General features: G+C 33.8%; 17 protein-coding genes. 5 read left to right on the top strand and 12 right to left on the bottom strand.

What is annotated here, in order from left to right:
• Window position 1: 1 nt before the first annotated feature.
• The 5 genes from BP92_RS0107595 to BP92_RS0107580 all read right to left on the bottom strand — a co-directional run bounded on the left by BP92_RS0107595 (window position 2) and on the right by BP92_RS0107580 (window position 3,859).
• Window positions 2-643, bottom strand: a complete 642-nt coding sequence (locus BP92_RS0107595) for a P-loop NTPase family protein (protein ID WP_026725518.1) — start codon at window positions 641-643, stop codon at window positions 2-4.
• Window positions 644-1,480 carry an AAA family ATPase gene (locus tag BP92_RS15945; RefSeq protein ID WP_051604419.1) on the bottom strand — a complete coding sequence of 279 codons (837 nt, stop codon included), beginning with the start codon at window positions 1,478-1,480 and terminating at the stop codon, window positions 644-646.
• Between the two features lie 16 nt (window positions 1,481-1,496).
• A complete protein-coding gene (locus tag BP92_RS15940) occupies window positions 1,497-3,464 on the bottom strand; it encodes a hypothetical protein (protein WP_051604418.1) in 1,968 nt (655 codons plus the stop codon).
• Window positions 3,465-3,530: 66 nt separating this feature from the next.
• Window positions 3,531-3,656: a hypothetical protein gene (locus BP92_RS17415; protein ID WP_262486604.1), complete on the bottom strand. Its 126-nt coding sequence runs from the start codon at window positions 3,654-3,656 to the stop codon at window positions 3,531-3,533.
• The gene (locus BP92_RS0107580; protein ID WP_026725517.1) at window positions 3,653-3,859 is read right to left on the bottom strand and encodes a hypothetical protein; all 207 of its coding nucleotides are present in this window, start codon (window positions 3,857-3,859) and stop codon (window positions 3,653-3,655) included. Before BP92_RS0107580 ends, BP92_RS17415 begins: the two co-directional genes overlap by 4 nt.
• 64 nt (window positions 3,860-3,923) lie before the next feature.
• On the opposite strand from BP92_RS0107580, the gene BP92_RS0107575 reads away from it, so the two are divergent.
• Window positions 3,924-4,601 (top strand): S24 family peptidase, encoded by a 678-nt coding sequence (locus tag BP92_RS0107575; RefSeq protein WP_035693095.1) that lies wholly within the window; start codon window positions 3,924-3,926, stop codon window positions 4,599-4,601.
• Between the two features lie 583 nt (window positions 4,602-5,184).
• Here BP92_RS0107575 and BP92_RS0107570 read toward each other — a convergent pair.
• On the bottom strand, window positions 5,185-5,595 hold the full coding sequence (locus tag BP92_RS0107570) for a BrxA/BrxB family bacilliredoxin (protein WP_026725515.1): 411 nt from the start codon (window positions 5,593-5,595) through the stop codon (window positions 5,185-5,187).
• Window positions 5,596-5,697: 102 nt separating this feature from the next.
• The gene (locus BP92_RS0107565) at window positions 5,698-6,837 is read right to left on the bottom strand and encodes a lycopene cyclase family protein (protein ID WP_026725514.1); all 1,140 of its coding nucleotides are present in this window, start codon (window positions 6,835-6,837) and stop codon (window positions 5,698-5,700) included.
• Window positions 6,838-6,949: 112 nt separating this feature from the next.
• Between BP92_RS0107565 and BP92_RS0107560 the strand changes: the two genes are divergently transcribed.
• Together BP92_RS0107560 and BP92_RS0107555 are read left to right on the top strand one after the other, a co-directional pair.
• Window positions 6,950-7,597: a metal-dependent transcriptional regulator gene (locus tag BP92_RS0107560; protein ID WP_026725513.1), complete on the top strand. Its 648-nt coding sequence runs from the start codon at window positions 6,950-6,952 to the stop codon at window positions 7,595-7,597.
• Between the two features lie 2 nt (window positions 7,598-7,599).
• Window positions 7,600-8,418, top strand: coding sequence for a ZIP family metal transporter (locus BP92_RS0107555; RefSeq protein WP_026725512.1), 819 nt, complete (start codon window positions 7,600-7,602; stop codon window positions 8,416-8,418).
• Here the strand turns inward: BP92_RS0107555 and BP92_RS17020 are convergent.
• The 5 genes from BP92_RS17020 to BP92_RS0107530 all read right to left on the bottom strand — a co-directional run bounded on the left by BP92_RS17020 (window position 8,415) and on the right by BP92_RS0107530 (window position 12,544).
• Complete coding sequence (locus tag BP92_RS17020) at window positions 8,415-8,543, bottom strand: FeoB-associated Cys-rich membrane protein (protein WP_150111888.1); 129 nt, start codon at window positions 8,541-8,543, stop codon at window positions 8,415-8,417. The two genes, BP92_RS0107555 and BP92_RS17020, sit on opposite strands and share 4 nt — an antisense overlap.
• A gap of 3 nt (window positions 8,544-8,546) precedes the next feature.
• Window positions 8,547-9,377, bottom strand: coding sequence for a hypothetical protein (locus BP92_RS0107545; RefSeq protein ID WP_026725511.1), 831 nt, complete (start codon window positions 9,375-9,377; stop codon window positions 8,547-8,549).
• Window positions 9,378-9,415: 38 nt separating this feature from the next.
• Complete coding sequence (gene feoB, locus BP92_RS0107540; RefSeq protein ID WP_026725510.1) at window positions 9,416-11,518, bottom strand: ferrous iron transport protein B; 2,103 nt, start codon at window positions 11,516-11,518, stop codon at window positions 9,416-9,418.
• Between the two features lie 5 nt (window positions 11,519-11,523).
• Window positions 11,524-11,751, bottom strand: a complete 228-nt coding sequence (locus BP92_RS0107535) for a FeoA family protein (RefSeq protein ID WP_026725509.1) — start codon at window positions 11,749-11,751, stop codon at window positions 11,524-11,526.
• A gap of 79 nt (window positions 11,752-11,830) precedes the next feature.
• Window positions 11,831-12,544, bottom strand: a complete 714-nt coding sequence (locus BP92_RS0107530; RefSeq protein WP_026725508.1) for an SCO family protein — start codon at window positions 12,542-12,544, stop codon at window positions 11,831-11,833.
• Window positions 12,545-12,675: 131 nt separating this feature from the next.
• On the opposite strand from BP92_RS0107530, the gene BP92_RS0107525 reads away from it, so the two are divergent.
• A complete protein-coding gene (locus BP92_RS0107525; protein ID WP_026725507.1) occupies window positions 12,676-16,089 on the top strand; it encodes a T9SS type A sorting domain-containing protein in 3,414 nt (1,137 codons plus the stop codon).
• Window positions 16,090-16,091: 2 nt separating this feature from the next.
• Window positions 16,092-18,161 carry a M13 family metallopeptidase gene (locus BP92_RS0107520; RefSeq protein WP_026725506.1) on the top strand — a complete coding sequence of 690 codons (2,070 nt, stop codon included), beginning with the start codon at window positions 16,092-16,094 and terminating at the stop codon, window positions 18,159-18,161.
• Window positions 18,162-18,262: the final 101 nt, after the last annotated feature.

Genomic DNA, 18,262 nt, shown 5'->3' with positions numbered 1-18,262 from the left:
TCTAACCTTTTTGTAATAATTTTAATTGTCGCTCGTTAAATCCTTGTTGCCAAATAACTCGTGAATCATAGGCCTCAAATCTGTTTTTTTCGATGTTTGCCTCAAAGTCTTTTACATTGACAACAATATCTGCATCGTAGTAAATATCCTCGGCTATTTTGCCTCTCGGTTTCTTTCCATCTGCACCACTTACCCAAATGAAAGTGGTATCTTTAAACTGGTTGATAAACTCAAAATAATGTTTGCTTTGCATCCCTCTAAAAAAATACTGAACCGAGTCGATGACTACTATTTTTGCCTGTCGTTTTCGGTTTAACCTTTCCGATAGTTGGCTAAAAGTTTCTTGATGGTAATTGAACCCTGAAACTCCTTTTAAGTTGTTTCGCTTTAGTGCCATTTTGAAAGACTTTTTAAGTCCCTCCTCGGCGGTGTTGTAATGTACTCTTTGACTATTTTGGCAAAGCATTTTAACGATTTGCAAAACGTATGAGGTTTTACCGTGTCCAGAATCTCCGAAAATCAACCAATGACTATTTCCTAATTGTGGTTCGCCTAAATGCGGTTTCCACTCCTCGTTGATTTCAATAGTCTTGAAGATTATCCTATTAATATCTTCGTAACTATATGCTCGTTTTACTGCCATTTATGCCGCTTTTTTTAAGAACTGTTTTTGAACATCTTTTTTAACTCGTCTCATATCATCCTCACAGTTATCGAAAATGCCTTCTATCGTATCCTCGTCAGTTATTCCATTTGCCACACAAATCGCTTTTATATCTTCAAGCGTTGCAGGTTTTAACTTTAACCACTTTCTACCAATACGGCTCCAACATTCGTGGTAACCGCTTCTGTCGTTATTTACACCTCGTTTGAAACGCTTTTCTAGCGCAGGGGTTCCAGACAATAAGAAACCACAATTCGGAAGGTTGTTAAAAAAGTCAATGAATAGATCTAGCGAGGCATCTTTCAATTTGTCTAACTGATCCAATATTAAAAATGGAGCATTTAAACCGCTAACGTGATCCATAAACCTTTCGATTAAATCCTCCGTTGTTCCGAAGTCGTCCAAACCACAAGCCGTATTTAATGCCTTTGCGAAACTCTTTTGTTTCCAAAAAGTCATACACTCAATGTGAATTACATTTGGATATGCTTTTGCAAAATTTTTGTAACATTCCGATTTACCTGCACCCGCTTTATCTGAAATTCCAAAAGACAAACTTTGTTCTTTGGCTTGCATCAAGTGTTTGTGGATGTAATCAAAATTTGTAGTATTAGCCGTGTTCCAGTTCAACTCAATTTTAAGTTTTACTAAAACTTTTTGCCACATTTCGTCTTTAATCAAATTCCAATTTTCGTTTATCATTTGGCTAATTGTCGCCGATGATACGCCAGCTCTAGTGGCTACTTTGTTTTGAGAAGTCAAGCTACATAAGTGTTTGATTTCTTTAACGATTTGGTGTTTTTGTAAATCTGTCATAGTCTTGTTAGTTAGGTTAAAAATCGTATTCGTTTGCTTCCGCTAATGCACGTTCTTTTTTAGTTGCATTGCCTCCCATTTTTATGGTTAATGCTTGGTCTGCTATTAATTGTTCTCTACTGATTCCAGTTCTAGCAACCAAATCGTTATATGCTTTTTGGTCTCTGTCTAATTCTTCTTGTTGTGTTTTGAAGTCTTTCCACCATTGCTCTTTTGCACCTTCCGCCATCAATACTGGTACACTTTCGTGAGCTCGTTTTGGTTCTGCCGCCGCAATGAAAATCATTTGGCCATCATTTGTACGTTCATAAAGTTGAATGTATGCGTCCAAATACTCTGGGTTATAGCGTACAATAAATTTTTTACCGATGTTCACTCGTCTAAACTCTAAATCAATATTTCCATTATAATCGTAAACCTCAAACTTGTATTTATCATCGCCCAGTCTCATTGTAAGGCCCTCACGTTTGTAAGTAATTGGTTTTGTTTCTGCAATCCAAACGGTTGACGCTATCTCAAGAACTGATAACTCCTCACGCATTAGCATTTCGTGTTCATAATAAACTTGGTCTCGGGTTTTACCTTTGAATAATGGATGCTCCGATTCGTTCCATTGCTTAACCGTAATCTCCCAAGCTTTAAGTAAATCCTCTTTTTTCAATAAGTTATCTGTATTCTCAGCGATAAAGTCTGCATTCATTTTATTGCGAGAGCTTCGAACCTTAATACTTTGCTTATCTGACCACCACCACATATTGGCGCATTGTTGCTGTAGGCGGTTGAATAATTGCTCCATTGGATTTGATTTCTGCCCGGCTTTGTGTGAATAATGAGTTCCGCCATTTCGTGCCACTACATTATCGTATAGCTCCTGCATTCTACCCATTTTATGACCTGATTGTTTATCGTAGGTTAAAAGGTACGGTCTAGTTTGGGCAGTGTTAAGAGCCATGTTTAAGGCTTTTATATGGTCAATGTGGCTTTCAGTTTCAGAGTACGACCAACCCAATATTTTTTCACTATACACGTCAACCAATGGGTTAATTTTAAGTTTAGCACCTCGCTTGTTTGAACTTTCGTCATCGTAATGGATCCAGTCTAATTTTGAACCATCAATAGCCCAGTAAACATTTGGAAACCATTTACTCTTATCTCTGTCGATTGAGTTTGCAAACTTGTTTCTCCATGCGTCTTTTCCGTCTCGAGCTAAAATCCATATTCTCATTTGCTCTGGTTCATAAAGCCAATTGTAAACTGCTTGCTCTGTTAAATCGTCCCACTCTTTTACATACTGTGCTTTTTTATACTCGGCCATTAATTGAGGGATTGAGTATTTAATTGGAAGGCTATATTGGGCCAATAAGAAATCGGCAATTTCGCCTTTGATTTTTTGAGCTCTTTTTAATCCTTCCGCTTTGTGAAGGAAAACTTCATAGCCATCTTGGAGATAGTCCTCATATTTCTTTTTTAATCGTCTCCAGTTGCCCGGTAAATCGAAGCTCCATTTTGTAGTATTGATTGCATTTACTGCCTCGCTTATATTTTGCCAAATTGCAGTGGTTTTACGTCCAAACATTTTAACCTGTGCGGATCTATCTTTTAACACCGATTGAATAGCGTTTAAAATCATTGCGTTGGTTGCCTTTTCTCTTTGGTCTTCTAATGATAAAGGCTTTCCATTTGGTTTTCGATGTTCCGCAAAAAACTGAATTGCTTTTGAGTCTGGAACAATATATCCCTCAAGTTGGTTACGAACTGCCACTTCTTTTGGATCCCCTAATTTTTCAACGCAAACCTTTTTTATATCAAATGGCAAATCATAAAAACTAATGTATGCAGTATTGCCCGCTCCTCGTCCTTCTTTAGTTCGTACCAGTTTGCCCCTTTGGCATTGAGTATGGTAAGTCTTATATGCCATCAATCCCCAGTCTTCATAAAGAAGCTTTGCAGGAATTGATAAAACGTTATTTTGATACTCGTACATATTATACTTTTTTTATTGTTCCCGCCGTGATGTCGAAACCACGCAAAGTCGTAGCGGGATGACTTATTAAATCGATTTTAATCTATTGATAACTGAACGTCTGATAACAAAGCCAAAAAGAGTAGTTACTTTTTCGCTGTAGGCAATTCTATCCATTGCCTCATTTAAGTGATGAATAATTTTTGTTTTCATAAATCGTTAATTTTTTCGTTAATAATTTTTTTTGAAGCGGCCTCAAGAGTTTTGTATTCTTCTTGAATTTTTAACGGATAAGTTCCAACACGCTCGCCACGGATGGACTTGTATATATAATCTCTTTTAAATCCATACTTTTCTATTAGAGCTTTAATGATCTCCTCATTGTAGTTTGTCTTTTTTTGTCTAAGTTTGCTCATTGTTAAATTTGTATTTATATAAGTACAAATATATAGATATATTTCTCAACTAAACAAATTTATTATGACAAATTTCTCAACTCAAAAAGAAAGAATACTTCAATTTATTGATTATAAAGGTATTAGTAAAAATAAATTTTATATAGAAAGCGGTATATCCAACGGTGTTTTAGATAAAAAGAGTGGGCTTTCGATGGAAACAGTTGAGAAATTTTACTCAACATTCCCAGAAATTAACCCAGAGTGGCTTTTAACTGGTAATGGATCTATGCTTAAAGAAAAAGAACCAACACGCGTTTATTTGCACGACAATATTGATGATGAGGATAATCCTATTGATAATATAATTCCATTGATACCAATTGGAGCGATGGCGGGTAGTGGCACAGGCGAAATGCAAATCGCAAAAAGAGATATAATTGATGGATATGTAATTCCAGAGTTCACTCAACGTGGAGTGGAATATATAATTCGAGTGAGTGGATCTAGCATGTATCCAAAGTATAGCAGTGGTGATTTATTAGGATGTAAAACGGTAACGGATCTATCTTTTTTCCAATGGGGTAAAATCTATGTTTTGGATACTGATCAAGGCCCAATGGTTAAACGTTTATTTCCAGTTCCTAATAATGATGATTTACTAGAATGTAGATCCGATAATAAAGAGTATCCTCCGTTCCCAATTAGTAAGAGTTCTATATATAAAGTTGCAATAGTTATAGGAGTTTTGAGAATGGAATAAGTTTAAATAATTGATTTAAAGGTTTTTATACTTGTTTTTATTGTTTAATATGTGTCGTTAGACCCCTATTTATAAAGTTATTTTTATCGCTTTAAATTACTTTTTTGTTGTTTTATATACTATTTTGAGTTAAATATTTATAGTTTTTTGAGTACCTAACTGAATACCTAACTGAATACCTAATCCCAATTTTATAAAATTATAAACTTTGGGGTTTGTTTCAAATCAAATACAAAAAAAGCCCTCAAAACGAGAGCTTAAATTGATTGTTTTAGCCAATAAATAGAGGTTCTAACGTTTATTTATTAGTTAATAGTAGTTAGTTGCTTAAATGTAAAATAAAAGGCGTTTTTAATGGAGGTTTAATGGAAGTTAATATAAGTAAAATGCACCTTTTAAATTTTTAAAGTTTTCGACCTTTTTTGGTCTAATTGGTTGATTTTATTGGACTTTTCGACCTTTTTTATATTATTAGTTTATGTACAATTTAATTTAGGGGGCTTACCTATTTGAGCAAAAGTAAGCTATAAAATAAAAAACCACCAATGTTTTGGTGGTTTTTATTGTATGCTAGCATAGTATCTTAGCAAAATTCGTTGTAAGCGTCTTTTAAATTTTCAGCAATTAATTCTGCAGGACGACCTTCAATATGATGACGCTCTAACATGTGAACTAATTCACCATCTTTAAACAAAGCCATACATGGTGAAGATGGTGGAAAAGGGAACATTTCTGCTCTTGCTGCATCTACTGCTTCTTTATCAACTCCAGCAAAAACCGTGATTAAGTTAGCAGGTTTTTTACCGCCTTCTAAACTCATTTTTGCTCCCGGACGTGCATTTCTAGCAGCACAACCACAAACCGAATTAATTACAACTAAAGTTGTGCCTTCAGCTTTGATAGCGTTTTTTACGTCATCTGCTGTATATAAATTTTTGAAACCTGCGTCTGTTAATTCAGCACGCATTGGGTTTACCATTTCTTCTGGATACATAATGTATAGTGTTATAAGTTAACGAGTGACAAAGTTACAAAGTTTTTTGATTGTTACAGAATTGGAATTCATAAAGATTTGTTATGATTTGATAGTTAGTCCTTATTTAAAAATTCTACCAATAAGCGCCTTTACAAAAATCATTTTTGGACATCTCCAAATCACTTGTAAATCTTCTGAAATGGAAGTTTCTTCATCTAAAAATTTGAAAATCATAGTTGAATTTCCACTTTTAAACATCGAGGAAAATATTTTGGAACCCAATTCGTTTTTAGAACCTAAAATATCCAACAGTAATAAATCATAAAACCAAAATTTATCTTTTTTATGGAATTTTGTAAAATCGGATTCTGATTTTAGAAATTGAACTAATGCTTTTGATTTTTTGGATGCGTTTTTAAAAGTATAACCCGTGCTAGCTTTTGTCCAACCGCCAGCCGAACCAATATTAATGATGTTTTTAGTGTTGTGTTTCCAGAAAGGGAAACACGTCATCGGAATATTGCCTTGTTCTTTTTCGATGATTTCGAATTCTGTAATTCCTAAATTTTCAATATATTTTTGAATTTCAGCTTCATATTCTCCTTTAGAAAGTAAGTTTTTTGAAAATAAGGTGTATTCCAATAAAGCTTCATTTTCTGATGTTGGTAAAACATACATAAATCTTGTGTTACCTTTTTGTTCCACCGAAAAATCCATGAAAGTAGCACAATTTGGAGTAAAAACCGCTTCTTTACTTTTGATAAACCAACCGATAAAATGTTGTTGAATTAACGGAAATTTGGTTTGCGATTTTACAACTTCTGGATTGTAAATTGAATTGAAAATTTTGTTACAAGTGAAGGTTTCGTTTTCTGTTTTTACAACGCAATGATTTCCTAATTCTGTAAAATCAACTACTTTTTGATTTAGAAAATGAATGTTTTTATGTTCGGAAATCTTTTTGAAAACCAATTCGTAAAAATCTAAACCATTAATTTTCTTGTATTGATAAGGCGTTAATTCTAAAATTCGATTGAATTTTTCATTAGCAAATATGGCTTGATTCCATTTTTTAGAAACGATTTCATCAAACAAATTGTCTTCGTCCCAAAAACACCAAGTTCTATCGTTTGCTTTTTTGGTATTCTCATCAATTAGCAAAATAGATTTATCATCAAATTTTCCAGATAAAAGCATTTCATAAACGGTCATCAAAGCCGATAATCCTGAACCTGTGAAAATGTAATGATAATGCTGCATTGTTCAAAGATAAATAATTTGTTGTAATAGTTTCAAATCGTTTTTTTTAGCCTTGTCTAAAAAAATATTTTGATATTTAAAAACTTTGTATATTTGTCAAAATAAAATGTTTATGACCATTTCGGAAGAAAATTATATAAAAGTTATTTATCATTTGTCGTTGGTGTCTCCAAAAGGCGTTAATACTAACGCTATAGCAGGAATGCTTGATACCAAAGCGTCATCGGTTACCGACATGATGAAGAAACTTTCGGATAAAGATTTGGTAAGTTATCAGAAATATCAAGGCGTTACGCTTACTGATAAAGGTTTACATTCTGCAAAAATGATTGTAAGAAAACACCGTTTATGGGAAGTTTTTTTGGTGGATAAATTAGGTTTTTCTTGGGATGAAGTGCACGAAATTGCAGAAGAATTGGAACATATCAAATCGGAACAATTGATTAATAAGTTGGATGCTTTTTTAGGATTTCCAGTAGCTGATCCACACGGAGATCCTATTCCAGATGCGAAAGGCGTGATTAAGAAAATTGAAAAACAATTGTTATCAGAAGTAGAAATTAACGCTTCATTTCATTGTGTTGGCGTAAAAGATTCTTCTACCGATTTTTTAAAATATTTAGATAAACAAAAAATTGCGTTAGGTTCTGTTGTAAAAGTAATAGACAAAGAAGATTTTGATGATACGTTAACCGTAGAAATCGATGGAAAACGCTTAACGATTTCCAATAAAATTGCTAATAATTTATACGTTCAATAAGTATGTTTGATTCAATTATTCATTTTTTTGAGAGTATTGATCCCATTTTGGCTGCATTTTTAGCCACAACATTTACTTGGGGTTTAACCGCATTTGGTGCTTCGTTTGTGTTCTTTTTTAAGAATATGAATCGAGTGGTTTTAGATGGAATGCTTGGTTTTACAGGTGGCGTAATGGTGGCAGCAAGTTTTTGGAGTTTATTAGCTCCTGCTATCGAAATGAGTCATGGTGATGGTTTTGTAAAAGTAATTCCAGCTGCGGTTGGATTTGCTTTGGGTGCTATGTTCATTTTTGGATTGGATAAAGTGTTACCTCATATGCATATTAACTTTAAGGAAACGGAAGGAATTAAATCGCCATGGCAACGCACAACGCTATTGGTTTTAGCCATAACTTTACACAATATTCCAGAAGGTTTAGCAGTTGGTGTTTTGTTTGGTGGAGTGGCAGCGGGAATTCCTGAGGCATCTATTGCTGGAGCAGTTACTTTGGCTATCGGAATTGGAATTCAGAATTTCCCCGAAGGAATTGCGGTTTCCATGCCGTTACGAAGAATGGGAATGAGCAGAAGAAAAAGTTTCATGTACGGACAATCGTCGGCTTTAGTAGAACCTATTTTTGGAGTTTTAGGAGCAGTTGCGGTTACTTTTTTCACGCCAATTTTACCTTATGCTTTGGCATTTGCAGCAGGAGCCATGATTTTTGTTGTGGTTGAAGAAGTAATACCAGAAACGCAACAAGATAAAAATACCGATATCGCAACTTTAGGTTTTATCGGTGGATTTATTGTGATGATGACTTTAGACGTGGCTTTAGGTTAATGACAAGCACAATCATCACCACAAGGTTTTGATTTCTTGGTGCGCTTTTTCCAAAAGAATTTTTTTACTAAAAAGCCTACTGCAACCGCTAGTGAAGCATAGACTAAAATTTGTTGTATATCCATATTTTAAAAATATATTCCAGTTCCTAAAGTTACAAAATTATAATTTGGTGAAGCAATTTTTAAGTGCTCATATCCCAAAGAGAAAAAGTAATTCTTTTTATGATATTTTCCTCTAAGTTCAAACGAATTTACAGGCAAACCATTTATTTTACTCCACATCATTGCGCTATTAAAACTGATGTTTTTTATTGCAAAAATATCAGTGTGTAAACCATAGGAGAAGCCTGCTTTTTGTACATCATTCCCAACGTAAGTAGCACCAAGCGTCCAACCTAAATTGAATTTTTTAAATCGAATTCTATCATAAGCCACGTTAAATTGAAACAATGATAGGTTTGAAAAACGATTTGTAAATAAGTTTTTTTCCAACAGTTCTCGGTAATCAGCTTGTACATAAAAATATTGAAATGGTCTAAATTTTGCTTTTAGATGATTTCCAAAGATATTGTTGTTGCTGTATAAAAAATGATTTTCAACATCAAATCTCATTACATTTCCATGTTGAATACTGTCGTTTTCTTTTTGAAAATTTCCTGATTCGCCATCGAAATAAGGATATTTAGAAAGCGAATTATACAAATGATTTTCGCTTCTATAATCGCCAATAGTGGAATAAAAACTCACATATAAAAAACCTTCAACAAGTAATCCTGCTAATCCAAAGTCATTTGAAGAAGAACTTCTGGAAGAACCAGAACTCGAAGAATTGCTATTTGAACTTGAAGAACGAGAAGAATTTCCCGATTTTAATTCGCTTTTAGACTTGTCGATTTTCTGAGAGAATGAACTATTTAAAGTTAAAATAGTAAACAGTACAAATAGTGTTTTTTTCATCAATTTTGTTTTTTGAAGACAATCAAAAATTATGCCTTTTATTTCAAGAATTGATATGCAATCAAAGAAGTTATGTAAGCAAATCCACTCATGAAAACCAACTGAATTATCGGCCATTTCCACGAATTGGTTTCTTTTTTCACAATCGCTAAAGTAGAAATACATTGCATCGCGAAAGCATAAAATAGCAATAATGAAATTCCAGTAGCAAAATTGAATATTTTATTTCCTGTTTCAGGATGAACTTCGGCAGCCATTCGATTTTTAATGGTTGTTTCTTCTTCGCTATGACTTCCTACGCTGTAAATGGTGGCTAAAGTTCCCACGAAAACTTCACGAGCAGCAAACGAACTTACCACAGCAACTCCAATTTTCCAATCGTAACCTAAAGGACGAATAGCTGGTTCGATAGCTTTTCCCATATAACCGATGTAGGAATTCTCTAATTTGAAAGAGTTTACTTGGTCTTCAAATTCTTCGGTGGTAATAGTTTTGTTTTGATTTTGTTGGGTAATAATTTTTTCAGCGTTATTAAAATCATCACTTAAACCATGTGAACCCAAATACCATAAAATTACGGATAAGGCCAAAATGATTTTCCCTGCACCAGTTACAAATGCTTTTGTTTTTTCTAAAACGTTAATCCCAACATTTTTAAACATCGGAATTTTATAGCTTGGCATTTCCACAACAAAATAGGATTTGCAACTTAGTTTTAAATATTTATTAAGTAAGAAAGCCGAAAAAACCGCCATTCCAAAACCTAGCAAATACAACGCCATTAAGGTTAAACCTTGTAAACTTAAGAAACCAAGAACTCTTTTTTCGGGAATAATTAAGGAAATTAAAATAGCATAAACTGGTAATCTTGCGGAACAAGTGGTGAATGGCGTAACTAAAATCGTAATCAATCGTTCTTTCCAATTTTCGATATTTCTTGCACTCATTATCGCCGGAATGGCACAAGCTGTTCCTGAAATTAAAGGCACAATACTTTTTCCAGATAAACCAAATTTTCGCATGATTTTATCCATCAAAAATACTACGCGACTCATATAACCGCTTTCTTCTAAGACGGAAATAAACAAGAACAAAAAGGCAATTTGTGGAATAAAAATCACAATTCCACCAATTCCTGGAATCAATCCTTCACTGATTAAATTGGTAAATTCTCCTACTGGAAGATGTTGTTTGGCAAGCGAACTTAAATTAGCAAACGTTTCATCAATGAAATCCATCGGAATGCTGCTCCAATCAAATAAAAATTGGAAAATCAACATTAAAATTCCGAAGAAAATCACGTAACCAAAAATTTTATGCGTTAGAATTCGGTCAATTTTTGCACGAATATCAGTTGCTTTCGAAACGTCTATTTTTTGACCTAATTTTAGAGTATCGTTTATAAATTGATAACGCTTTATAGTTTCTTTCTGTTGTAATTTTTTTAAATCGGAATGCGATTTGGTAAACGAACTTTTGATTTCGTTTCGGTCTAAATTTAAGAAATTCACATCTTGCGTAATCACCAACCAAAGTTTGTACAGCAATTGATTTGGAAATGCTCTTCTTAAATTATTGAAATATTCTGGATCAATTGAAGACGCATTTAAACAAGGTTCCGTTGAAAGAGCATTATAATTCAGAATTAAATCTTTCAAATAATCAATACCAATTTTTTTACGTGAACTAATTAAAGCAATCTTCGTTTTTAGTTCTTTTTCTAAAACCGGAATATCCAATTCAATTCCTTTCAATTTCATTCTATCCGCCATATTAATGACTAAAATGGTCGGAATTTCTAAATCTTTGATTTGGGTAAAAAGGAGTAAATTTCGTTTTAAGTTTTCCACTTCGGTCACCACAACGGCAACATCTGGAAAATCTTCGTCGTTTTTGTTGAGTAATAATTCAATCACCACATTTTCATCAATCGAACTGGCATTTAAGCTGTAAGTTCCGGGTAAATCGATGATTTTAGCTTTTATGGTTTCGTTTAATTTACAAACCCCTTGTTTTTTTTCAACGGTAATTCCTGGGTAATTCCCCACTTGTTGATTCAATCCTGTTAATTCATTAAAAACCGATGTTTTGCCCACATTTGGGTTTCCAATTAAAGCAACTTTGATAGGATTTTTACTCATGAGAATTACATTTTGGTAACCGTGATTTCCTTAGCCGTTTCTAATCGAATGGCTACATGCGAATCATTTACGTTAAAATAGAAAGGATCGCCTAAAGGCGCAATTTGAATTAAAGTAATGGAATTTCCAGGCAAACATCCCATTTCTAAAAGTTTTAGTGGGATTTCATCTAGATTGATGGAGGTTATTTCGGCAACTTCTCCAATTTTAAGTTCAGAAGAACAAATTTCCATTTCCTTATTTAGATTGAATTAAAATACAAAAGTAAAAATTATAATCGGACTAAAACTGATAATTGTCAACTTTAGTAAATTATTTGTAAAAATAAATTTTTTGGTTTTCACAAAGCCACAAAATATCTTCTAAAAGTTGTTTCATGTTCTTTGTTTTGGGATCATTCGTGGGTTGGTCTAAATTAGTACCATTGTAAAAACCGCGAATTCTTTTGTTTTTATCTACCAAAATGAAATTTTCGGTATGCACCATGTCATACAATTCTTTTGGCTTGCCTGTTTTTACAGCTAAATAGGATTTTCGGGCTAAATAATAGATGTCTTTTTTATTTCCAGTAACTAAATTCCAACGCGAATCATCAACACCTTTTTCGATGGCATATTTTTTTAAAACTTCAGGGGAGTCGATATCAGGCGTAACAGAGAATGACAATAGTTTTACTTCTGGATTATTCTTCAATTGATTTTGTAACCAAACCATGTTGTCGGTCATTTTAGGGCAAATCGTTGGGCATGTTGTAAAAAAGAAATCGGCTACATAAATAGTGTTTTCGTAGTCTTTTTGTGTAATTACTTTACCATTTTGATTCGTAAAAGCAAAATCCGCAATTTTATGATCGTTGCCAATGTGTTGCACTGTTGAATCTACTAATTCTGGATTAATATCTCTTGGCGAATAAATGGGAAGCATTTTTTCTGGAGATAATAAGTTGTAAATTCCTAAATAAATGATGATAGAAAGTATTCCAAAAATGATAAAAAACTTTTTGTAAGGAGCTAGAAAATCAAGCATATATTTTTTTTGCAAAATTAATCATAAATCAAATGAGTTTTGTTAAAACACCAGTAGACATTTGTTAAAATTATAATATGTTGATTATCTTGGTTATATTTGTGAAATCATACCATAAAACTACTAAAAATATGATTAAAAATTACCTGATTGTTAGTTTATTGTGTTCTTTTTTAGGATTTTCACAATACAATCCTTCTGCTCCATGGATGGCTGACATAAACACAACTAAAAAAGGAGAAGCAACTATTGATGAAATAGTTGAAGCTTTTAACACTTATTGGTCTATCAGAGATAAAAACGCTAAAGGATCAGGTTATAAACCTTTCATGCGTTGGGAATATTATTGGAGAAATTTAACCAATGAAGAAGGTTATATTATTTCATCTGAGCAATTTTGGAATGCATGGAGACAAAAAAATCAAGTTAAGGCTAACAGAAACAGTACGAGCAGAGCGCTGCCTCCAAGTAATTGGCAACCTGTTGGACCATTTACACATACAAATACAGGTTCGTGGTCTTCTGGACAAGGTCGTGTAAATATTGTTCATGTTGATCCATCCAATCCCAATACAATTTATTTAGGTTCGCCTGCAGGTGGAATTTGGAAATCTACCAATAACGGAACTACTTGGACGCCTTTAACAGATGAATTGCCTCAAATTGGAGTTTCTGGTATTGCAGTTGATTATTCGAACTCAAATACAATTTACATTGCAACTGGAGATAAAGATGCTGGAGATACGTATTCTGTAGGGGTTTATAAATCAACAGATGGTGGTCTAACTTGGAATGCTACTGGAACTATGGGAGGTTCAAACCCATCAAGAGCTGGAGATCTTATAATCCATCCAACAAATAATCAAATACTTTGGTGTGCTACCAATAATGGAATATACAAAACTATAAATGCAGGAACTTCATGGACTCGAGTGCAAACAGGTAGTTTTTCTCAAGGAAATATTCGTTTGAAACCAGGAGACCCTTCTACTGTGTATGCGGTAACTTCAAATGCCTTTTATCGTTCTACAGATACTGGAACCACTTTTACTCAAGTTTCAATTGGATTACCAGCTACTTCAGGAAGATTTATAATGGATGTTACTCCAGCAAATCCAGAATATATCTACATATTGAGTTCTAAATTAAGTTCAGATAATTACAATTTTCAAGGAATCTATAGGTCAACTGATGGAGGGACTACATTTACTGCTAGAAATACAACAACAAATATTTTTGAAAATACAACATCACCATCACAAGCTTGGTATGATTTAGCATTAGGGGTTTCTTCCACCGACGCAGAAGAAATTTATACGGGTTGTTTGAATGTTTGGAAATCAACCAATGGAGGAACAAACTTAACCAAAATTAATAGTTGGAGTAATCCTACAGGTCCTTCTTATACGCATGCAGATATTCATTATTTAGGTTTTCATGGAACAAAATTATTTGCTGGAACAGACGGTGGAATATATGTTTCAAGCAACAATGGAACCAATTTTACAGATTTAACCGCTGGTGCTCAAATTAGCCAATTTTATAAGATTTCGGTTGCTAAACAATCATCTGCAAACATGGTTGGAGGTTTACAAGATAATGGAGGTCATGCCTACAGTGGAAGCCAATGGAAAAACTATTATGGTGCTGATGGTATGGATACAGCAATTAACCCAACAAATCAGAATCAGTATTATGGATTTATTCAGTATGGTAATAGTCTTTATATAAGTAATAATGCAGGAAATTCTAATTCAGGATCAGTCTCTTCACCAGGAGGAGTAAATGGTAACTGGGTTACACCTTTAATAGCGAATAATTCAGGCGAATTGTTTTCTGGGTTTGCTGGTTTATACAAATTGGTAGGTAGTGCTTGGGTACAACAAAATGTATCGCCTTTAGGAACGGGTAATTTAGATGAAATTGCTGTTGATCCATCAAATGATGACATCATGTATGTTGCAAATGGTGTTGGTCTTTACAAGAGCACTGATAGAGGAGTGAATTTTACAAATGTATTCAATTCAGTAAATGGAAATATAACTTTTATCGAAGTTCATTCTACAGATAGCAACATCGTTTATTTAGTTACAGAAGGTGCTTCGGGAAAAGTTTTAAAATCAACAAATGGAGGAGTAACCTTTACTGATTTTTCAACGGGATTGCCAGCAATAGGGAAAAATTGTATTGCACATCAAGGCAGAAATACAGACAATCCATTATATGTAGGAACTAGTTTAGGCGTTTATTATCGTGATGATTCTATGTCTTCATGGTCGCCATTTGATACCAATTTGCCTAACGTATCAGTAACCGATTTAGAAATTAATTTAGAAGATGCAAAATTAGTTGCAGCTACTTATGGTAGAGGTGTTTGGCAAACCGATATTCCAGTTCAAGTACCTCCAATTGATTTGAAATTTGTTAGTATTCAAAATCCAGGAATCAATATCAATTGTGGTGGTAGTGTTGCCCCACAAGTTGAAGTAAAAAATAACGGAACAACTTCTATTTCTTCTGTAACAGTTAATTACACAATCGATGGAACTCCTTATAATTATGTTTGGAATAATGCTTTAGCTTCTGCTGCCTCTGCAGTAATTAATTTACCGTCAGCTACATTAACAAGAGGTACACACGTTTTAAATGTTACTGCAACAACTACTAGTGATGCTTATTCTGATAACAATTCAGGAAGTACAACGTTTTATGTTAATGATGGAGGAGTTGTTGGGGTGGTAAATCCATTTACCAATACAACTGATGCCTTAATTTCATATAATGAAGGAGGAACAGGTTCTTTATGGGTTAGAGGAACTAGAACCGGAGGAACAATGACTACATCAGGAAATACTGTTTACACAACAAATCTAACAGGTAACTATCCAAATGCTACTAAATCCTATTTAATTTCTCAATGTTACAATTTATCAAATGTTATAAATCCGCAAATTAGTTTTGCAATGAAGTTTGATTTAGAGCAAAATTGGGATGTAGTTTATGTTCAATACTCAACTAATTTTGGAGCAAGTTGGACAGTTTTAGGAACTATGGGTGCAGGATGGTATAATAGCAATAGAACGCAAGCTACAACAGGAAGTGACTGTTACAACTGTCCGGGAGCACAATGGACGGGAACAAACACTACGTTAACAACGTATACTTATCCATTAAACGCTCTTAATTCTGAAACAAATGTAATTTTTAGAATTGTATTCCATTCTGATGAATCGGCAAATCAATTAGGAGTTAACATTGATGATTTTGTGATTAATGGTACACTATCTAATCAAAACTTTGAATTACAAAATATTGTGTTATATCCAAACCCTTCAAAAGGGATATTCAATATCGCATTGGGTACTATTGAACCATCAGCAATTGATGTTTACGATGTAACGGGAAAAATCGTTTGGTCTAAAAAAGATTTTGCAATTTCAAATGCGGAAGTTTCATTAGATTTATCAGCCGTTGCACAAGGAATTTATTTTGTGAAAATTTCAGCAAACAATCAATCAACAGTTAAAAGAATTATTAAAGAATAACTATGAATAAATTCATCTTAAAAGGAAGTTTCGGCTTCCTTTTTTTGTCAGTAGTATTATATTCTTGTAAATCATCACAAGAGGTGGCATCTAAAAAAGAGACTATTGGAATCAACGTTGGCTACATGGATAAGTCCGTAAATCCAGCAGATGATTTTAATCGTTATGTAAACGGAACTTGGTTAGATAAAACCGAAATCCCAGCAGACAGAACGCGTTGGGGAAGTTTTGACGAGCTTCGTAAAAATACAGATGACGATGTAATGGCCATTTTGAAAGAAGCCATTAAAGACAAAACTATCGATCCAAATTCCGACCAAGCAAAAGCAATTAGTTTATACAAAACGGTTTTAGATACAGTAAGTAGAAATAAAGTAGGAATCGACCCCTTAAAACCTTATTTAGATAAAATTAATAGTGTTCAAAATGCTGACCAATTAGTAGCCTTATTAGCAGAAATGGAGCCAGAAATGGGATTAGGTTTTTTCGGAAGCTACATTGGTGCCGATGCTAAAAACAGTAACAAAAACGTAATTTATGTAGGAACAGGAAGTCTTGGTTTACCTGATAGAGATTACTACGTTTCCGATGCGCCAGACAATAAAGAAAAACGTGAAAAATACGTAGCTCACGTAACCAGAATGTTGCAATATTTAGGAGAATCTGAAGCTACAGCTAATGCAAATGCGAAGAAAATTTTAGCCTTAGAAACTAAAATGTCAACTGCTACTTTAGACCGTGTTCAAAGAAGAGACAGAAGAAATACATATAATCCAATGTCTTTTGCTGATTTGCAAAAATTAGCACCAACAGTAAAATGGGATGCTTATTTTCAATCTGTAGGAATTGGAAAAGTAGATTCGTTAGTAGTTTCGCAACCAAAATATATTCAAACGGTTGAAACCATTTTAAAAGAGAACCAAGTTGAAGATTGGAAAGCCTACATGCGTTGGACAGTTTTAAGAGGTTCGGCAGGTTTATTATCAACTGATATCGAAAATGCGAATTTTGATTTCTATGGTAAAACTTTAACAGGAGCCGTAAAACAACGTCCAGCAGAAGAAAGAGCTTTGGCTACAGTTAACGGAAGATTAGGTGAAGCGTTAGGAAAATTATATGTTGCAAAAAAATTCCCGCCAGAAGCAAAAGCAAAAGCGCAAGATATGATTGCAAATGTAATGCAAGCTTTCAATAACCGAATTGATAATTTACCTTGGATGACTAAAGCTACTAAGGAAAATGCAAAAATCAAATTGAATAAATTCCGAGTGAAAATCGGATATCCTGACAAATGGAAAGATTATTCAGCTCTTGAAGTAAAATCTCCAGAACAAGGCGGAACGTATTTTGAAAATTCAAAAATGTACGCTAAATGGAGTCACAAGAAAAACATCGAAAAAATGGGGAAACCTGTTGATAAAGAAGAATGGGGAATGTCGCCTCAGACGGTAAATGCGTATTTCAGCCCAACAAATAACGAGATTGTATTCCCAGCTGCGATTTTACAACCACCGTTTTATGATTATAGAGCGGATGAAGCAGTTAATTATGGAGGAATTGGAGCCGTAATTGGTCACGAAATTTCACACGGATTTGACGATTCAGGTTCAAGATATAACGCGGATGGAAACTTAGTAAACTGGTGGAGTGATGAAGATTTAAAACAATTCACAACATTAGGAAGCGCTTTAGCAGATCAATATTCCGCTTTAGAACCTTTACCAGGAATTTTTGTGGATGGAAAATTCACTTTAGGTGAAAATATTGGAGATTTAGGTGGAGTTAACGCTGCTTACGACGGATTACAAATCTATTTGAAAGCAAACGGAAAACCTGATTTAATCGACGGATTTACAGCTGAACAACGTTTCTTTATTTCTTGGGCAACCATTTGGAGAAGTAAAATGCGTGATGAAGCCATCAAAAATCAAGTAAAAACCGATTCACATTCTCCAGGAATGTATCGTGCTTATGTGCCGTTACAAAATGTGGAAGCGTTCTATAAAGCCTTCAATATTTTACCACACAACGGTATGTATTTGCCTTTTGAAAAACGCGTGAAAATTTGGTAATCAAATTCAAAATAAAATCAAATCCCATCTTTTAGGTGGGATTTTTTTGTTGATTAGTAAAGATTATCGCCACGGATTAAAAGATTAGAAGGATTACAATC

Source organism: Flavobacterium sasangense DSM 21067 (genome assembly GCF_000686885.1).
GTDB classification, from domain to species: domain Bacteria; phylum Bacteroidota; class Bacteroidia; order Flavobacteriales; family Flavobacteriaceae; genus Flavobacterium; species Flavobacterium sasangense.
The sequence above is the reverse complement of the archived record's forward strand: the minus strand, read 5'-3'. Positions and strand labels throughout refer to the sequence as shown.

Excerpts from the sequence above, each read along its gene's own strand:
- BP92_RS0107595 (WP_026725518.1), bottom strand. The coding sequence starts at position 643 with ATGGCAGTAAAACGAGCATATAGTTACGAAGATATTAATAGGATAATC.
- BP92_RS15945 (WP_051604419.1), bottom strand. The coding sequence starts at position 1,480 with ATGACAGATTTACAAAAACACCAAATCGTTAAAGAAATCAAACACTTA.
- BP92_RS15940 (WP_051604418.1), bottom strand. The coding sequence starts at position 3,464 with ATGTACGAGTATCAAAATAACGTTTTATCAATTCCTGCAAAGCTTCTT.
- BP92_RS17415 (WP_262486604.1), bottom strand. The coding sequence starts at position 3,656 with ATGAAAACAAAAATTATTCATCACTTAAATGAGGCAATGGATAGAATT.
- BP92_RS0107580 (WP_026725517.1), bottom strand. The coding sequence starts at position 3,859 with ATGAGCAAACTTAGACAAAAAAAGACAAACTACAATGAGGAGATCATT.
- BP92_RS0107575 (WP_035693095.1), top strand. The coding sequence starts at position 3,924 with ATGACAAATTTCTCAACTCAAAAAGAAAGAATACTTCAATTTATTGAT.
- BP92_RS0107570 (WP_026725515.1), bottom strand. The coding sequence starts at position 5,595 with ATGTATCCAGAAGAAATGGTAAACCCAATGCGTGCTGAATTAACAGAC.
- BP92_RS0107565 (WP_026725514.1), bottom strand. The coding sequence starts at position 6,837 with ATGCAGCATTATCATTACATTTTCACAGGTTCAGGATTATCGGCTTTG.
- BP92_RS0107560 (WP_026725513.1), top strand. The coding sequence starts at position 6,950 with ATGACCATTTCGGAAGAAAATTATATAAAAGTTATTTATCATTTGTCG.
- BP92_RS0107555 (WP_026725512.1), top strand. The coding sequence starts at position 7,600 with ATGTTTGATTCAATTATTCATTTTTTTGAGAGTATTGATCCCATTTTG.
- BP92_RS17020 (WP_150111888.1), bottom strand. The coding sequence starts at position 8,543 with ATGGATATACAACAAATTTTAGTCTATGCTTCACTAGCGGTTGCAGTA.
- BP92_RS0107545 (WP_026725511.1), bottom strand. The coding sequence starts at position 9,377 with ATGAAAAAAACACTATTTGTACTGTTTACTATTTTAACTTTAAATAGT.
- feoB (WP_026725510.1), bottom strand. The coding sequence starts at position 11,518 with ATGAGTAAAAATCCTATCAAAGTTGCTTTAATTGGAAACCCAAATGTG.
- BP92_RS0107535 (WP_026725509.1), bottom strand. The coding sequence starts at position 11,751 with ATGGAAATTTGTTCTTCTGAACTTAAAATTGGAGAAGTTGCCGAAATA.
- BP92_RS0107530 (WP_026725508.1), bottom strand. The coding sequence starts at position 12,544 with ATGCTTGATTTTCTAGCTCCTTACAAAAAGTTTTTTATCATTTTTGGA.
- BP92_RS0107525 (WP_026725507.1), top strand. The coding sequence starts at position 12,676 with ATGATTAAAAATTACCTGATTGTTAGTTTATTGTGTTCTTTTTTAGGA.
- BP92_RS0107520 (WP_026725506.1), top strand. The coding sequence starts at position 16,092 with ATGAATAAATTCATCTTAAAAGGAAGTTTCGGCTTCCTTTTTTTGTCA.